Below are 17,587 nucleotides of genomic sequence, written 5' to 3'. Positions count from 1 at the left end.
GAGCACAACCTTGCCAAGGTTGGGGTCGAGGGTTCGAATCCCTTCGCCCGCTCCAGTTCAGGTAAGCTTCCGGCGAAAGTCGGATGCATGACAGGGTGGCGATAAGCCGCCCTTTTTCATTTCCGGCTTTTCATTTCCGGCGTTCCCGGCACCGCCGCCCATCGCGGTGGGCAATGCCCCGTTGGTTTTGCCGGGGGATTGGTTTACCTTTCCCAGGGTTCTGGGCGACCTGTTGCAAACCGGGGCATTTAATGTTCGCCATCATCGGCCTTGTCGGCGTGTTCTTCTGCGTGTTCGGCGGTTACGTCATTTTCGGCGGCAAGATGGCCATCATCATCGAGGCCCTGCCCAAGGAAGTGATGATCATCGGCGGATCGGGTCTCTCCTCCTTCCTGGTCACCAACAGCCCGCACACGATCAAGGCCTCGGGATCGGACATCAAGAAGATCTTCGCCGGCTCGAAATTCCATAAGAAGGAATATATCGAGCTGCTTTCCCTGCTCTATCAGATCTTGAAGACCATGAAGAGCAAGGGTGTGCTGGCCATCGAGCAGCACATCGAAAAGCCCATGGAAAGCAACATCTTCAACGCCTATCCGGCCGTGATGAAAAGCACCACGACCGTCAAGTTCATCTCCGACTACCTGCGCATGTTCTCCATCGGTGTCGATAACCCGATCGAGATGGAGACATTGATGGAGCAGGAAATCGACAAGATGAAGCACGAGGACCAGCATTCCTCGCACGCCATCCAGGGTCTGGCCGACGCGCTGCCAGCGCTGGGTATCGTGGCCGCCGTGCTGGGCGTGATCAAGACCATGGCGTCGATCACGGAGCCGCCGGAAGTGCTGGGCAAGCTGATCGGCGGCGCGCTGGTCGGCACCTTCATGGGTATCTTCCTGGCCTATTGTCTGGCCGCCCCGATCGCGGGGCGTCTGAAAGGCATCGCGGAGGAAGACAGCCAGTTCTTCGGCGTGATCAAGACGGCCATCGTGGCCCATCTGGGCGGATATGCCCCGCAGGTGTCGATCGAGGCGGCCCGAAAAAAGGTGCCGACGGAATACATGCCCGACTTCAACGAATTGGAAGAGATCCTGTCCCAGATCAGCTGAGGACGGAACGGCAGCCAGAAAGGCCCGGCACCCCAGCGGTGGCCGGGCCTTTTGCCTTCCAGGCCCCATATTGAGGGTGCCAACCCGGCGGCCACCCAAAAATTGGAACGCGCGTTTAATTCGGCACTGGAAACCGGTGCGGGAAAACCCCAAGCTAAGGAAAACCAGAACAGCACCGTGCGGGAGGATGCCAAGAATGCTTGCTGGATTGATGATGGACCGGCCGTTGCTGACCACGGGCCTGCTGCGCCATGCGGCGTTGAATTACGGTGACCAGGTCATCACCTCGCGCTTCGCGACCGAATCGCCGCATCATTATACCTGGAGGGATGCCTGGCACCGGGTCGCCCGTCTGGCGCATGCACTGGCGGCCCTGGGTGTGCGGGACGGCGACCGTGTCGGCACCCTGGCCTGGAACGACCACCGGCATCTGGAGCTTTATTATGCTCTGCCGGGCATGGGGGCCGTCTGCCATACGGTCAATCCGCGGCTGTTCCCCGAACAGATCACCTACATCATCAACCATGCCGAGGATCGCTGGCTGTTCGTCGACCCGATGTTCGTGCCGCTGATCGAGAAGCTGTGGCCGGCCTTGCAGGGGGTGGAGGGCGTCGTGGTGATGACCCGGCCCGACCTGATGCCCAGCGCGCCCGGCATTCCCACCCTGCTCTGCTATGAAACGCTGCTGGCGGATCAGCCCGACGAATATCCCTGGCGGGAATTCGACGAAAACACCGCCTGCGGCCTGTGCTACACGTCCGGCACGACGGGCAACCCCAAGGGTGTCCTCTACAGCCACCGGTCCAGCGTGCTGCACGCCTTTGGTGTCGGCACGGCGCCGGGCATGAACCTGCGCACCACTTCCTCCATCCTGGTGGTGGTGCCGCTGTTCCATGCCAATGCCTGGGGCTATCCCTATGCCGCCGCCATCCTGGGGGCCAAGCTGGTGCTGCCCGGCCCGCGCCTGGACGGCAAAAGCGTCTATGAGCTGATGGAACAGGAACAGGTCACCGTCTCCAGCGGTGTGCCCACGGTCTGGCTGGGTCTGCTGGCGCATCTGCGGGCCACCGGGGCGAAGTTCACCACCCTGACCTCCGTGACGGTCGGCGGTTCGGCCCTGCCCCGCGCCATGCTGGAGGAGTTCGAGCTGACCCACGGCGTTGCCTGCATCCAGGGCTGGGGCATGACCGAGATGTCGCCGGTGGGCTGCATCGGGTCCCTGTCGCCGGCGGAAGCGCGCCTGCCGATCGAACAGCAGCACGACGCCAAGATGCGTGCGGGCCGGCCGCTCTATGGGGTGGAACTGCGCGTCATCGGCCCGGATGGCCAGGACCAGCCGCGCGATGGCAGTTCCTATGGCGAACTGGTGGTGCGCGGCCCCTGGATCACCAGGGGCTATTACAATGACCAGAAGGCGAACGAGAATGCCTTCACGCCCGACGGCTGGTTCAAGACCGGCGACGTGGCCGTCATCAGCCCCGACGGGGCGATGAGCATCGTCGACCGCGCCAAGGACGTGATCAAGTCGGGCGGTGAATGGATCAGTTCCATCGACCTGGAAAACGCCGCCATGAGCCACCCGTCGGTGCAGGAGGCAGCGGTGGTTGGTGTACCCCACCCCAAATGGGTGGAACGGCCACTGCTGGTCATCGTTCCCCGTGCCGGGCAGACGCCGGACAAGGCGGCGCTGATGCGCCATCTGGAAGGCGAGGTGGCGAAATGGTGGCTGCCCGATGATATCGTCTTCGTCGATGAACTGCCGCACACCGCCACGGGCAAGATCCTGAAGGTCGAACTGCGCAAACGCTTCATGTCCCACCCCCTGCCGGGGGCCGCGGCGGAGTGAGGCGGCCGGCCGGGCGGGCACCCGCCCGGCCACGAAAGTGGTACGCCGTGTGAAGCACTTCATACGGGTAATGACCTATTGGGCGGTTAGGGTTGGCGACCCTGCAACCAATGATGACCGCCCGCCATGAGCGACGATGCCATCCAGGCCCTGATCTCCCGCCTGTCCGATCTGCAGGCGCGCATTGCCCAGCCGGGAGACCGCAGCATGGTGCGGCAGATGGTGATGGCGGACGCCCATCACATGCTGGCCGACATTCCCGCATCCGCCCGGTCCATGATGGTGTCCTTGCAGGTGGAAGGGCGGATGAACGCCCTGCGTCAGGGGCATCCCGACGCCGTCACCCTGCTGCTGGGCCTGGATGCCCGGACGGTCGGCATGTTGACGCTGGACTGGACGTGCCCGCACGCCGTCGCCCTGCTGGACATGATGATCCTTCCCGGCCTGCGCGACCGGGGGTACGGGACCGCCGTCCTGACGGCACTGTGCGCGGTCGCCGACGACCATGCCCGCCCCATGGAGACCAGCCTGTTCTATGACAACCCGGCCCGGCATCTGTTGCAGCGCGCAGGTTTTGTCCTGACACAGGACCGGGGAACGGAAATCACCATGCAGCGGCCGCCCCGCTGACCGCCGCCGGAAATGGCGGGTTTCGGGGCCTTTCGCACCGACCGTCATCCGGCCATGGCTGGTCTGCCCGAAATGCGGATTGACGTTGCGGCCGCGAAGGCCCAATTAGCCGCCCATGCATGATATGACGTAACCCGCCCCCCGATCCCATCCGGACCTACCGGGGGTGCCAAGACCGACCCTGCCCGCCAGACGGGTACGGCGGCCATCCAAGGCTATCAGCCCCCCTGGAACGGACCGGGCCCTGATCGGGACCGCGCGCCGCTTTCGGCATGCCCATTTTCAACCACCACGGCCCGGCCGCGGTGGCAATCCGTCGACCGACCGTCCGGCCCTGGGCCGCTTGTGTCCCGCCGACGGACCAACCAGAAGGAGACGTGACCTTGACCGAACAACTGCTCGCCGGAAAGAACATCGCCATTCTCGTGGCCAACGGCTTCGAGGAAGTGGAGATGACCGAGCCGCAGCGCGCCCTGCTGAAGGCTGGCGCCAAGCCGAAGGTGATTTCGCCCGAACAGGGCCTGGTCAATGGCTGGCACGGCGCCGCCTGGGGCCATTATTTCCCGACCGACCGCCATGTCGGTGAAGTGCTGGCGGCCGATTTCGACCTGCTGGTCCTGCCGGGCGGCGACCGTTCGGTGGCCAAGCTGGCCCTCAACCCGCACACCCGCCGCATCATCAGCAGCTTCGTTGACAGCGGCAAGGGCATTGTCGCCTTCGGCAAGGGCGTGGAACTGCTGGCCCTGGCCGAGCGTATCAAGGGCCGCACCGTCACGGGTGCCGACAGCGCCCGCGCCGCCCTGGAAGCCGCCGGCGCCAAGTGGTCGGAAGACGCCATCGTGCAGGACCGCGTGCTGCTGACCGCACAGAGCAACGAGAGCATGGCCGAACTGATCGACGCCATGCTGCGCAATTTCGAGACGGCCCTGGAACTGCGCAAGCAGGCCGCCTGATCCACGCGACATTCGCTGCTGGTTGGAAAAAAAGGGTGCGGGAGCCACGGGTTCCCGCACCCTTTTTGTTTGGCAAAACAACCAGCGCGCCAAAAGAAAAGCCGCCGGGGCGAACCCAGGCGGCTTTCCTTAATGACCGCTTCCCGATCGGGAACGGTGATCGGGCTGAAATCAGCCGACGATCTCCGTACCGGCGAAGAAGTAGGCGATCTCGATCTTGGCGTTGTCCAGGCTGTCGGAGCCGTGGACGGAGTTCGCCTCGATGCTCTCGGCGAAGTCCTTGCGGATCGTGCCGGCAGCGGCATTGGCCGGGTTGGTGGCGCCCATGATCTCGCGGTTGCGAGCCACGGCGTTCTCACCTTCCAGGACCTGCACAACCACCGGGCCGGAGATCATGAAGGAAACCAGCTCGCCGAAGAACGGACGTTCACGGTGAACGTCGTAGAACTGCTCGGCCTGCTGCTTCGACAGCCACAGGCGCTTCTGCGCAACGATGCGCAGGCCGGCTTCTTCAAAGCGAGCGTTGATCTTGCCGGTCAGGTTGCGGCGGGTCGCGTCGGGCTTGACGATCGACAGCGTCCGTTCGACAGCCATGGGTATCTCCATAAGACATAGCTTGTGATTGCGGGGCTTATACAGGGGGTGTTTCCGCGCCGCAACGCCGATTCCGTCGCCCCACGCATGCGTCCCGCTTCTGCGGCCCCCCGCTTTATGGTAAGGGGCGGGCATCATGCTGCAGATCACCGACCTCACCTATCGCATCGCGGGCCGTCTTTTGCTGGATCAGGCCTCCGTCACCATTCCGGCCGGACACCGCGTCGCGCTTGTCGGGCGCAACGGCACGGGCAAATCCACCCTGCTGCGCCTGATTGCCGGCGAACTGCATCAGGATGCCGGCTCCATCAGCCTGCCCAACGGGTTGAAGATGGGCTGGGTGAAGCAGGAGGCGCCGGGTAGCGAGACCAGCCTGATCGACGCCGTGCTAGCCGCCGATACCGAGCGCACGGTCCTGCTGGCCGAGGCTGAGACGGCGACCGATCCGCTGCGCATCGCCGAAATCCATCACCGGCTGGCCGATATCCAGGCCCATTCGGCCGAAGCGCGCGCCGCCCGCATCCTGTCCGGCCTGGGCTTCGATGCCGAGGCGCAGCGCCGGCCGTGCAGTGATTTCTCCGGCGGCTGGCGCATGCGCGTGGCCCTGGCCGGTGTGCTGTTCGCGGAACCCGACCTGCTGCTGCTGGACGAACCGACCAATCACCTGGACCTGGAAGCCACGCTGTGGCTGGAGGAATACTTACGCAACTACCCGCACACGATGCTGATCGTGTCACATGACCGCGGCCTGCTGAACCGCGTGCCGACCAGCATCGTGCATCTGGACCAGTTGAAGCTGACGGCCTATGGCGGCAATTACGACCAGTTCGTGCAGATCCGCACCATGCGGATGGAACATGCCAAGGCCCAGGCCGCCAAGCAGGACGCACAGCGGGCGCATCTTCAGGCCTTCGTCGACCGATTCCGGGCCAAGGCCAGCAAGGCCACCCAGGCCCAGTCGAAACTGAAGGCCATCGAACGGCTAGGGCCGCGCATCCAGGTCATTGACGACACGCCCGTCAATTTCAACTTCCCCTCGCCGGACGAACTGGCCCCGCCGCTGATCCGGCTGGATAATGTCTCCGTCGGCTATGGCGACCGTGTGATCCTGCGCAAGCTGGGCCTGCGCATCGACGCCGATGACCGCATCGCGCTCTTGGGCGCCAACGGCAACGGCAAATCGACCCTGGTCAAGCTGCTGGCTGGCCGTCTGGCCCCCATGGCGGGGGAGATGTTCCGCTCTTCCAAGCTGCGCGTGGGCTATTTCGCCCAGCATCAGTCGGACGAGTTGAATCTGAACTGGACAGCCTTGCAACAGATGCAGGCCGTGATGCCGACAGGCACGCTGGAAGGTCAGGCACGGTCGCATCTGGGCCGGTTCGGCTTCACCCAGCCCAAGGCCGACACCAAGATTTCCGGCCTGTCGGGCGGGGAAAAGGCCAAGCTGCTGCTGGCCATGATGACGCGCGATGCCCCGCACATCCTGATGCTGGACGAACCGACCAACCATCTGGATATCGACAGCCGCGAAGCGCTGGTGGAGGCGCTGAACGATTATGAAGGCGCCGTCATCGTCATCAGCCACGACCCGCATCTGGTCGAACTGACGGCCGACCGGCTGTGGCTGGTGAATGACGGCACCTGTCAGCCATTCGACGGCGATCTGGAGGATTACAAGCGCCTGCTGCTGGAAAAAAGCCGGGCAGAACGCGCAGCGGCGGCCGGCGTGGGCGGCAACACCACGGCCGACAAGGCCGGCGGGCGCGACGCCCGCAAGGAAGAACGCCGCGCTGCCGCCGAACTGCGCCAGCAACTGGCCCCGCTGCGCCGGCAGATCGAGGCCATCGAGAAGAAGATGGCCCAGCTTTCCAAGCGCAAGACGGAGATTGAGGGCAAGCTGGCCGACCCCAAGCTGTATGAGGGGCCGTCGGACAAGGTGACGAAATTGCAGATCGAGTTGGGCACCCTGTCCGGCGATCTGGAAGCGGCCGAACTGGAATGGCTGGACCTGTCCGAGCAGATGGAAACGGCGCTGGCGGCAGCTGGCTAAGCTGGTGCAGCGGAAACCAGATAAAGTTGCGTAGAGTCACATTGGGTCCCGGGAATCGGATGGGCCCCCGGTATGTCGTAAACCGGGGGTCATAATTTATAACCCTTGTTAGGGTGGCGACCGTCGTCGCGCGGCACATGCCGCGTTGCCAAGCCAACGGGTGTTGACGCCGGAAATTGGGGGGTGGGAAATATTGACCATCGGTCAAGATTTCCCATCGCTGATGTTGAATCAGTTATTTCAGACAAAAAGTTGATACGCGACAAAAATTATAATAAAACACAAAGCAACAATCAGTGTGACCGCACCAGATAATACAAGAATGTCATTGCATCGCGATATAAATAGCATCTTTTCCTTGGATGCCTTAATGGCGAATGGCGGTATCGTTTCCGTCATCTGAAAATATTTCGACGCCAGATCTCTGCTTCCATAAACCTGACGCTCCATCAATAACTGCGAAGAGATGCGCGCCATCAATAAAATGGCCCCAGAAATGCAGAACAGCAGCATCACAAGACCAATTAAGAACCTCGAAGACATGACATCAGAAAGTGACGGCATGTTTTTTATATAATCAAATTTCACCGGATCAGTGATAATCCCAAACAAAAACGCAAGGCACAACCCATTAATTACGAGACCAATATTTATTGCCTTTATATAAGATGCCCATAGAGCATTCAGGATCGAAGAGTAATGCCAGTCTATATTACGATACCCTTTATCACCAACCTCTCCATCAACGTCAATATCCAGCGCATCCTCCAAAACACCCTCCATCACAAAGCTGATCGATCATTGGCAATAATGAATAATACGGAAGAATACCCAATTTTTACCCGCAGACAAGCGGACAGCACCACCGCCCGGTACACCAGCAATGGCATCAGCCCGGCTATCTTTGTGCATAAATAAATATGACCGTCCGTCCGGCATGGCCCGGTGCTGACGGCCACCCTGAACATATGGCACGAAAATGTGCCAGCGATTGCTCGCTGGCAGCATGCAGCCCAGCGACGCTGAGGCTGGAAAAATACCCAAAGTCGGGAGGATTACTCCGCCGCCAGCACCCGCGGCAGCTTGAAGGTGACGTTCTCCGTCGCCGTCACCACTTCCTCCACCGTCACGGTGAAGCGCTCGCGCAAGGCGGCCAGAACCTCATCCACCAGCACTTCCGGGGCGGACGCGCCGGCCGTGATGCCCAGGCAGCGAATCTTGTCCAGCCGCGACCAGTCGATCTGGGCCGCGCGCTGTACCAGCATGGCGCGGGTGCAGCCATGGGCGCGGGCGACCTCCACCAACCGGACGGAGTTGGAGGAGTTGGGTGCGCCCAGCACCAGCAGCGCATCGGCCTTGGGCGCGATGGCTTTCACGGCCGCCTGACGGTTGGTGGTGGCATAGCAGATATCCTCCCGCTTCGGGCCGCCGATGCTGGGGAAGCGGGCGCGCAGCGCGTCCACGATCTGCACCGTGTCATCCACCGAAAGGGTGGTCTGGGTGGCGAAGGCCAGGTTCTCGGGATCGGGGACATCCAGCGTGGCCACATCCTCCACCGTTTCCACCAGCAGCACGGCACCCGGCGGCAGCTGGCCGATGGTGCCCACCACCTCCGGATGGCCGGCATGGCCGATCAGCACGATGGTGCGGCCGGCAGCGTTGTGATGTTCGGCCTCCCGATGCACCTTGGACACCAGCGGGCAGGTCGCATCCACATAGATCATGTTGCGGCGCTGCGCCTCCGCCGGAATGGACTTGGGCACGCCATGGGCGGAGAAGACGACGGGCCTGTCGTCCGGCACCTCGTCCAACTCCTTCACGAACACGGCGCCCTGCGCCTCCAGGCTTTCAACCACGAAGCGGTTATGCACGATCTCGTGCCGGACATAGACGGGGGCGCCGAACTTGCGGATGGCCGTCTCCACAATCTGGATGGCGCGGTCCACCCCGGCACAGAAGCCGCGCGGAGCGGCCAGCAGCACATGCAGCGGCGGCAGCGGGGTGGCGACGGACGGCGAATTGTTCTGGGGCATGATGCTGGGACAGTCCATGTCGATACGTGTCAGCGTGTGGGGCCCACGCTTGCGCGGCCGGATGGCCCCCTATATTGTCGCAACCCGGCGCGTCGGGAAGGTGGTCATGCTGTTGCCATGGTTGCCGTCCATTTGTCGCCCGCAAAACGGATGTGAACGGACGTTTGATGACCAGCCCTCGCACGATGATGACCCGGCCCGACCATAAACCGGTTTTGCCGGTCGGGAAAGCCGCCCGCCGCCTGTCCCTGGCCGCCCTGGCCGGCATGGGTCTGCTGGCCCTGTCGGGCTGTGCCGAAAATGACGCCATGGTCCCCGGCTGTCCCAATGTCGGCGTGCTGCGCGACGCGGGCACGGCCACGACGGAGGCGGGCGTCGCCATCCTGTCAGGCATCTATGCCAACTGCGCCTATGACGACAATGCCGTGACCATCGCCGCCAGCCTGGAGATTACGGCCCGCGGGCGTGAGGGCGGGACGGCCACGTCGATCCCCGTGACCTATTTCGTCGCCATCACCGACCCGGACCGCAAGATCATCTCCAAGAAGACCTTCACGGCCACCGTCCCGCTGTCCGGCGGCCGCGGTCAGCTGGAAGAGACGCTGCAGCAGGTCATCCCCGCGCCGAAGACCATGGATGCGCGCTGGTATGAAGTGCTGGTCGGCTTTCAGTTGACGCCGGAGGAAGTGGCCGCGAACCGGGCCAGCAACGAAGGGCGCTGACCCCCGCCCGCCTTTTGGGGTAATCTACCCGCGTTCGGCCGGCATTCCGCCGGCCGTCAGTGGAAGTCTGTGCCATGACGGACAAGCCGGTCGTTGCCGTGAAAGGCCCCCTGGTCGAAAAGCTGGAAGCGGGCAGGGAATATTGGTGGTGCCGCTGCGGGCGCAGCCAGTCCCAACCCTATTGCGATGGCAGCCACAAGGGCACGGGATTGGAACCCATGCGCTTCAAGCCGACCACGGATACGACTGTCCGCTTCTGCGGCTGCAAGCAGACGGGCAAGGCCCCATTCTGCGACGGATCGCACCTGTCGCTTTGACGGACGTGACCCGCATCACAGGAAAGTTGACACGGGCGCGCCGTCGCGTAGGTTAGCGCCCGCATAGCCGATGACCCCATGCGGGAGAGACCGGGACTTGGCCAGATGATGGCAACAGGGAACCGGCGCCGAAGGAGCAACCGCCCCCGGAAACTCTCAGGCAAAAGGACCGCGAAGGGTAGGCGCATCTGGAAAGCAGGCGGGTCCGGCGACGGACCGACAGCCCACCGACGGAGTAAGCGCACGCCGAATGGCGGCGCGAATCTCTCAGGGGCCAGGACAGAGGGGGGCAACCGCTGCGGGGACGATCCCCGTGACGGGCGAAATCTGTCCTGATGGGAGTGCCCCGCCTTGGGTGACACCAGCCTTTTGCGTACGCCGCTTTATGACCTGCATGTCGAACTGGGCGCCAGGATGGTGCCGTTCGCCGGCTATGACATGCCGGTCCAGTATCCGCTGGGCGTGCTGAAGGAACATCTGCATACCCGTGCCCGCGCCGGCCTGTTCGACGTGTCGCATATGGGGCAGGTCCGCCTGCGCGGCGCCGATATCAACGTGGTCATCGCGGCACTGGAAGCGCTGGTGCCGGGCGATATCGCCGCCCTGGCGCCGGGCCGCATCCGCTACACCATGTTCACCAATGACGCGGGCGGCATCCTGGACGACCTGATGGTGACCCAGTTCGAGGATCACCTCTATGTCGTCATCAATGCCGGCTGCAAGACCGAAGACCTGGCGCATCTGCGCGCCAACCTTCCCGCCGATGTGACCATCGATTATCTGGGCGACGATGCCGGCCTCTTGGCCCTGCAGGGCCCGGAAGCCGCATCCGTCCTGTCCCGCCTGCTGCCCGAGGCGGCAAGCATGGGCTTCATGAGCGCGCGGGCGGCTGTGATCGACGGTATTCCCGTGCAGATCAGCCGCTCCGGTTACACCGGCGAGGACGGGTATGAGATCAGCGTCGGCGCGGCCGATGCCGAAAAACTGGCCCGCCTGCTGCTGGCCCAGGACGGGGTGGAAGCCATCGGCCTGGGGGCGCGCGACTCGCTGCGCCTGGAGGCCGGCCTGTGCCTCTATGGTCATGACATCGACACCACCACCAACCCGGTGGAAGCGGCCCTGACCTGGACCATCTCCAAGCGCCGCCGCAGCGAAGGCGGCTTCCCCGGTGCCGCGGTTGTCCAGGCCCAACTGGCGGCCGGCCCCGCACGCAAGCGCGTGGGCATCCAGCCGGAAGGCAAGGCCCCGGCCCGCGAGCATACCGAAATCCAGGACCTGTCCGGCAACCGCATCGGAGAGATCACCAGCGGCGGCTTCGGCCCCACGGCCGGCGGTCCCGTCGCCATGGGCTATGTCGATGCCGGTTCGGCCGCCATCGGCACCGATGTCCAGTTGATCGTGCGCGGCAAGGCGCTGCCGGCCAAGGTGGCCGCATTGCCCTTCGCGCCGCACCGTTATTTCAAGGGCTGAGACCCTTCTCTCCCACATCCCAAAACGAAAGATCAGACCATGACCATCCGTTTCACCAAGGACCATGAGTGGATCAAGCTGGACGGCGATGTCGCCACCGTCGGCATCACCGACTATGCCCAGAACGCCCTGGGCGATGTGGTGTTTGTCGAGGTGCCGGACGCCGGCCGGGTGCTGGAACAGGGCAAGGACGCCGCCGTGGTCGAATCGGTGAAGGCCGCGTCGGAGATCTATGCCCCCGTCGACGGCACCGTGCTGGAAGGCAACGCCGCCCTGGCCGATGAGCCGGCCCTGGTCAACAGCGCCCCGGAAAGCGATGGCTGGTTCTTCAAGATGTCCATCAAGGACATGGCGCAGTTCGACGCGCTGATGGACGAATCCGCCTACAAATCCTTCACCGAGGGGCTGTGATGCGTTATCTGCCCCTGACGGATGCCGACCGCGCCGCCATGCTGTCCACAATCGGGGTGGACAATGTGGACGCCCTGTTCCGCGACGTTCCCGCCCATGCGCGCCAGCCCGACCCCATCGCGGGCCTGCCCGACCATATGGGCGAACTGGCCGTGGAACGCCATTTGTCGCGTCTGGCCGCGAAGAATGTCACGGCGTCGTCCGTGCCCTTCTTCGTCGGTGCCGGCGCCTACAAGCACCATGTGCCGGCCTCGGTCGACCAGTTGCTGCTGCGGGGCGAGTTCCTGACCAGCTACACGCCCTACCAGCCGGAAGTGACCCAGGGCACGCTGCAGTACCTGTTCGAATTCCAGACCCAGGTGGCCCTGCTGACCGGCATGGATGTGGCTAACGCCTCCATGTATGACGGCGCCACGGGCACGGCCGAGGCTGTGCTGATGGCCGCCCGCGTAACCAAGCGCAACAAGGTCATCCTGTCCGGCGGCCTGCACCCGCATTACCGGGAAGTGGTGGAAACCACCTGTGGCGTCATGGGCATGGATATCCGCGCCCAGGCCCCGGACTGGAAGAATGCCGAGGATCTGGCCGCCTTGCTGGATGGCGAGACTGCCGCAGTCGTGGTGCAGACCCCGTCCCTGTTCGGCCATCTGCGCGACTTCACCGCGCTCTGCGACGCCGCCCACGCCAAGGGCGTGCTGGTCATCGTGGTGGTGACGGAGGTTGTGTCGCTGGGCCTGCTGCCCTCGCCCGGTTCCATGGGTGCGGATATCGTGGTGTGCGAAGGCCAGTCCATCGGCAATGGCCTGAATTTCGGCGGGCCCTATGTCGGCCTGTTCGCCACGCGCGACAAGTTCGTGCGCCAGATGCCGGGTCGCCTGTGCGGTCAGACCGTGGATGCCGATGGCAAGCGCGGTTTCGTGCTGACGCTGTCGACGCGCGAACAGCATATCCGCCGCGAAAAGGCCACGTCGAACATCTGCACCAATTCCGGCCTGTGCGCGCTGGCCTTCACCATCCATCTGTCGCTCCTGGGCGAACAGGGTCTGGTGCAATTGGCCCGCATCAACCACGCCAACGCCGTGACCCTGACCGACAAGCTGTCGGGCATCAAGGGCGTGTCGGTGGTCAATGACGGGTTCTTCAACGAATTCACCGTCCGGCTGCCCAAGAACGCGGCCAAGGTCGTGGACAAGCTGGTGAAGCGCGACATCCTGGCCGGAGTGCCGGTCAGCCGCTTCTACCCGGATGTGGAAGGTCTGGAAGATCTGCTGCTGATCGCCACGACGGAGACGAACAGCGTGGAAGATATGGACGCGCTGGTGCGCGGCCTGGAGGAGGTTCTCTGATGGCCATGAACAATCAGGGTCGCGACAGCACCCCCCACGCCGTGACCGTGGCCGACGATCTGGTCACCTTCACCGGCAACAAGGCGTTGCAGCAGGAAGAAGCGCTGATCTTCGAACTGGACAATCCCGGCGCCATCGGCGTCGACCTGGATGAACCGGTGACCAGCACCCTGCGCCTGGGCGGTCTCACCGCCCGCGCCGGCGTCGGCCTGCCGTCCCTGGCAGAGCCGGACGTGGTGCGCCACTATACCCGCCTCAGCCAGAAGAACTTTGCCATCGACACGACCCTGTATCCGCTGGGGTCCTGCACGATGAAGCATAATCCGCGCCTGAACGAGAAGATGGCCCGCCTGCCGGGCTTCAGCGACATTCACCCGATGCAGCCGGTGGAAACCGTGCGGGGGGCGCTGGAACTGATCGATCAGCTGGCGCATTGGCTGAAGACGCTGACCGGCATGCCGGCCGTCGCCATGTCGCCGGGTGCCGGTGCCCATGGCGAGCTGTGCGGCCTGATGTCGATCCACGCGGCCCTGGATGCCCGTGGGGAGAGCCATCGCCGCCGCGTGCTGGTGCCGGAATCGGCCCATGGCACCAACCCGGCCACGGCTGCCTTCTGCGGCTTCACCGTCGATACCATCCCGGCCGAAGAAAATGGCCGTGTCAGTGTGGAGGCGGTGAAGGCCAAGCTGGGCGATGATGTCGCCTGCATCATGCTGACCAACCCCAACACCTGCGGCCTGTTCGAACCGCAGATCAAGGAAATCGCCGATGCGGTCCACGCGGCCGGCGGCTATTTCTATTGCGACGGGGCGAATTACAACGCCATCGTCGGCCGCGTGCGCCCAGCCGATCTGGGCGTCGATGCCATGCATATCAACCTGCACAAGACCTTCTCCACCCCGCATGGCGGCGGTGGTCCGGGCTCCGGCCCCGTGGTCCTGTCGGACGCCCTGGCGCCCTTCGCCCCCCTGCCCTTCGTGGTGCATGGCAAGGACGGCTTCACCCTGGTCGAACATGCGGCCGATGCCGGCAAGGCCCAGCCCTTTGGCCGCCTGAAGGGCTTCCACGGCCAGATGGGCATGTTCGTCCGCGCGCTCGCCTATATGCTGAGCCATGGGGCGGATGGGTTGCGTCAGGTGTCGTCGGACGCCGTGCTGAACGCCAATTACATCCTGGCCAGCCTGAAGGATGTGATGTCGGCCAGCTTTGAGGGCCCGTGCATGCACGAAGCCCTGTTTGACGACACTTTCCTGAAGGGCACGGGCGTCACGCCCTTGGACTTCGCCAAGGCGATGATCGACGAGGGCTATCACCCCATGACCATGTATTTCCCCCTGGTCGTGCATGGCGCCCTGCTGATCGAGCCGACGGAGACGGAAAGCAAGCGCACGCTGGACCTGTTCATCGCCACCATGCGGCATTTGGCGGAAAAGGCCAAGTCCGGCGACCTGGCCCATTTCCAGGCCAGCCCCCGCCTGACCCCGCGCAAGCGCCTGGACGAAACCCAGGCCGCCCGCAAGCCGGTCCTGCGCTGGGTGAAACCGGCGGCGTAAGCCACGCCGCCGGATGGCGGCGCCCGGCGTGTGAGGGCGATTGACACAAGCCCCGGTTATTGGCCGGCGGGCGCCCATTGGTTGGTGCCCGCCGGCGCCTTTGCTGTTCTGCGTTGAGGCGGCATCCCCCTTTCCCGTACAATCCCCCGGCCCCGTCCGGAGATTGTCGCCGATGCCGCCAATTTGGATCGAACGCCCCCAGGAAGCCTCCTTCCAGGAATGGTTGAAGGCTACCCAATTCAGCTATTGGCAGTTGGAGGGTGAAGGCGGGATCGGCAAGACCTCCCTGCTGGAACGGTTCCGCGACAAGGCGGCGGACGCCGGTAAAGTGGCCATCCTGATGCCGGCCGACCTCTGCATCGCCGAGGCAGGGCAGGATGGCGTCAATCTGCTGTTGAATCTGGACATTGAGAACGCGCCCGCCTTCGAGAAGGTCAAGACCATCCTGACCAATGCCCGGTCGACCCTGAAGGCCGTGCTGCAAAGTGCCGGGGAGCAGGTAACCAGCCATTGGGACGCCTTGACCGAACTGGCCCAGATGGAGGTGGGGGACGAGGGGGGCGCCATCATGAAAGGTGTGCGCGACATCGCCGGCGTCATCAAGGCCATCAAGGGCGCCGGCGACAGTGGTCAGCGCGACACTATCCTGAAATCGCCTGAGGAATCGCTGCTGAAGGCCTTGGCGGAGGATTTGAAGAAGGGCGGCGTCTGGTTGATCGACACCTGGGAAAAGGACACGAAGGACCAGATCAGCAGCAGGCTGGCCTTCCCGCAGCCCGGCCGCCTGCGCACCCCCGTGAAAGCCGAGCCGCATAAATTCACGCTGCAACAATGGCTGGACGGGGTTTCATCCTGGCTGCGGGCGCAGGGCGCCAGATGCCTGTTCGTCGTTGCGGGACGCATGGCGCCCAGGGAACTGGGCGGGGAGCGTCCGCCGGTGAAGGGCGTGCAGGCCAAGGCCAAGCCGTTGTCAGCGCCGGAGATCAGGCAATTCCTTGAACAGGGACTGCCCGACCTGGACCATGGTGCGGCCCCCCTGCCCTCCCTTGTGGACCGGACGGGCGGCCTGCCCATCCTGATGCTGTGGGTCGTCCGGCTGGTGGAGGATGAATTACGGGAGGATCCCGCCTGGACCTGGGCGAAATGGCCGACCTTGCTGCCGGCCTTTGAACAGGACGAACGCCAGGGCCTGATCCATTACGCCATCGACCGCATCGTGCAGCACCAGACGGGCATCACCGACATCTGGAAACTGGCCCTGGTCGACATCCTGAACCGGGAGATTCTGGACATCCTGTTCCCCGGCCATCAGGAGGACTTGATCGACCGCCTGGAACGCAGCGGCATCATCCACCGCCTGCGCCACGACCCGCACACCTGGACCATCCACGACACCAGCCGCGACGCGCTGGAATGCTATGCCGATCATAAGGGCCTGCTGGACCCGCTTAAGATCAGAGACATACATCAGGGGTTGGGCCGGTATTTCGATGCGAAGGCAGGGTGGCGTGACGAGATTCATTCTATTCAGTATATGTTGGGTTCACTTCCTGGAGACCCCATCAGCAATTGGCAACCAGAGGGTTTATTCCCCAACCATCAACCATGGTTGCGGCGGGCCGTGCGACAATGGGCTCTGTTTGGCACAGCGACCATGCAACCCGTCAGTGGCAAGGACGAACGGCGAAACTTCGTTCGCCGTCTGTTGGGGCTGGGCATTGGATCTACCGCGTCTCGGCGCGGACTCGCAGGGCGGTTGGCTGGTATTAGCCAAGGTCAATATGAAAAATTCATCGACCTGTTCATCAGTCGTGGCGACCTGGACCAAGGCTTCGATATGGCCGATAGTCACATTGGCGACCGCTTGGCCTCGGCGAACTCCCCAGAGGACCTGGCCGGAATTGACCTAGATTTACTTGTTGAGAAATATTCCCAATCCTATGCGGCATTGCGGGCAATGGCCTTCAATGATCATGTCGGCCAAGCCATTCGGAAGCGCTGCGTTGAGCAAATGTTAACCTTGGGCAAGGCGGGACCAGCCGACCTTGGCGAGTTAGCCCGCACCCTGTGGGATACGGCGGCCGACGCAGACGCGGCAGAGGCCCTCTACAAACGCGCCATCGACGCAGACCCAAAGCACGCAAACAACCTCGGCAACTATGCCCTCTTCATGAAGAACGTCCGGGCCGACATGGACGCGGCGGAGGCCCTCTACAAACGCGCTATCGACGCAGACCCAAAGCACGCAAACAACCTCGGCAATTATGCCCTCTTCATGCAGAACGTCCGGGCCGACATGGACGCGGCAGACGCCCTCTACAAACGCGCCATCGACGCAGACCCAAAGCACGCAGGCTCGCTCGGCAACTATGCCCTCTTCATGCAGAACGTCCGGGCGGACATGGATGCGGCGGAGGCACTCTACAAACGCGCTATCGACGCAAACCCAAAGCACGCAGGCTCGCTCGGCAACTATGCCATCTTCATGAAGAACGTCCGGGCGGACATGGATGCGGCGGAGGCACTCTACAAACGCGCCATCGACGCAGA

At 63.6% G+C, this 17,587-nt stretch carries 15 protein-coding genes and 1 riboswitch; of the genes, 12 read left to right on the top strand and 3 right to left on the bottom strand.

All coding sequences use genetic code 11. From position 1 onward, the window contains the following. Positions 1–251: 251 nt before the first annotated feature. The 4 genes from motA to ACODTW_RS27780 all read left to right on the top strand — a co-directional run bounded on the left by motA (position 252) and on the right by ACODTW_RS27780 (position 4,541). A complete protein-coding gene (gene motA, locus ACODTW_RS27795; protein ID WP_488949455.1) occupies positions 252–1,112 on the top strand; it encodes a flagellar motor stator protein MotA in 861 nt (286 codons plus the stop codon). Between the two features lie 196 nt (positions 1,113–1,308). Next, positions 1,309–2,958 (top strand): long-chain fatty acid--CoA ligase, encoded by a 1,650-nt coding sequence (locus ACODTW_RS27790; protein WP_488949454.1) that lies wholly within the window; start codon positions 1,309–1,311, stop codon positions 2,956–2,958. Between the two features lie 126 nt (positions 2,959–3,084). Continuing rightward, on the top strand, positions 3,085–3,588 hold the full coding sequence (locus tag ACODTW_RS27785) for a GNAT family N-acetyltransferase (RefSeq protein WP_488949453.1): 504 nt from the start codon (positions 3,085–3,087) through the stop codon (positions 3,586–3,588). Between the two features lie 383 nt (positions 3,589–3,971). Then, entirely contained in the window at positions 3,972–4,541 is a 570-nt protein-coding gene (locus tag ACODTW_RS27780; RefSeq protein ID WP_488949452.1) for a DJ-1/PfpI family protein, read from the top strand. A 171-nt stretch (positions 4,542–4,712) separates the two neighbouring features. Here ACODTW_RS27780 and ndk read toward each other — a convergent pair whose 3' ends face one another. Continuing rightward, positions 4,713–5,135, bottom strand: coding sequence for a nucleoside-diphosphate kinase (ndk, locus tag ACODTW_RS27775; RefSeq protein WP_488949450.1), 423 nt, complete (start codon positions 5,133–5,135; stop codon positions 4,713–4,715). A gap of 136 nt (positions 5,136–5,271) precedes the next feature. Between ndk and ACODTW_RS27770 the strand changes: the two genes are divergently transcribed. Beyond that, on the top strand, positions 5,272–7,185 hold the full coding sequence (locus ACODTW_RS27770) for an ABC-F family ATP-binding cassette domain-containing protein (RefSeq protein WP_488949448.1): 1,914 nt from the start codon (positions 5,272–5,274) through the stop codon (positions 7,183–7,185). A 240-nt stretch (positions 7,186–7,425) separates the two neighbouring features. Here the strand turns inward: ACODTW_RS27770 and ACODTW_RS27765 are convergent, their stop codons facing one another. After that, entirely contained in the window at positions 7,426–7,956 is a 531-nt protein-coding gene (locus tag ACODTW_RS27765) for a hypothetical protein (protein ID WP_488949447.1), read from the bottom strand. Between the two features lie 284 nt (positions 7,957–8,240). Continuing rightward, the gene (gene ispH / locus ACODTW_RS27760; RefSeq protein ID WP_488949446.1) at positions 8,241–9,218 is read right to left on the bottom strand and encodes a 4-hydroxy-3-methylbut-2-enyl diphosphate reductase; all 978 of its coding nucleotides are present in this window, start codon (positions 9,216–9,218) and stop codon (positions 8,241–8,243) included. A gap of 167 nt (positions 9,219–9,385) precedes the next feature. On the opposite strand from ispH, the gene ACODTW_RS27755 reads away from it, so the two are divergent. From ACODTW_RS27755 to ACODTW_RS27725, 7 genes are all read left to right on the top strand, one after another. After that, positions 9,386–9,940, top strand: a complete 555-nt coding sequence (locus ACODTW_RS27755; RefSeq protein ID WP_488949444.1) for a hypothetical protein — start codon at positions 9,386–9,388, stop codon at positions 9,938–9,940. 74 nt (positions 9,941–10,014) lie between these two features. Then, positions 10,015–10,257: a CDGSH iron-sulfur domain-containing protein gene (locus ACODTW_RS27750; RefSeq protein WP_488949443.1), complete on the top strand. Its 243-nt coding sequence runs from the start codon at positions 10,015–10,017 to the stop codon at positions 10,255–10,257. A gap of 71 nt (positions 10,258–10,328) precedes the next feature. Then, a riboswitch (glycine riboswitch) is annotated at positions 10,329–10,439 on the top strand. Positions 10,440–10,608: 169 nt separating this feature from the next. Continuing rightward, a complete protein-coding gene (gcvT, locus tag ACODTW_RS27745) occupies positions 10,609–11,727 on the top strand; it encodes a glycine cleavage system aminomethyltransferase GcvT (RefSeq protein ID WP_488949442.1) in 1,119 nt (372 codons plus the stop codon). Between the two features lie 39 nt (positions 11,728–11,766). Further along, complete coding sequence (gene gcvH, locus ACODTW_RS27740; protein WP_488949441.1) at positions 11,767–12,138, top strand: glycine cleavage system protein GcvH; 372 nt, start codon at positions 11,767–11,769, stop codon at positions 12,136–12,138. Next, a complete protein-coding gene (gcvPA, locus tag ACODTW_RS27735; protein ID WP_488949439.1) occupies positions 12,138–13,484 on the top strand; it encodes an aminomethyl-transferring glycine dehydrogenase subunit GcvPA in 1,347 nt (448 codons plus the stop codon). Before gcvH ends, gcvPA begins: the two co-directional genes overlap by 1 nt. Before the next feature lie 5 nt (positions 13,485–13,489). Further along, positions 13,490–15,037, top strand: a complete 1,548-nt coding sequence (gcvPB, locus tag ACODTW_RS27730) for an aminomethyl-transferring glycine dehydrogenase subunit GcvPB (RefSeq protein WP_488949456.1) — start codon at positions 13,490–13,492, stop codon at positions 15,035–15,037. 328 nt (positions 15,038–15,365) lie between these two features. Next, positions 15,366–17,587, top strand: a 2,222-nt coding sequence (locus ACODTW_RS27725) for a tetratricopeptide repeat protein (RefSeq protein ID WP_488949438.1), incomplete at its 3' end; no start/stop codon positions are given.

Source organism: Niveispirillum sp. FG148, assembly GCF_057809655.1.
This window is presented reverse-complemented; position numbering and strand designations above follow the sequence as displayed.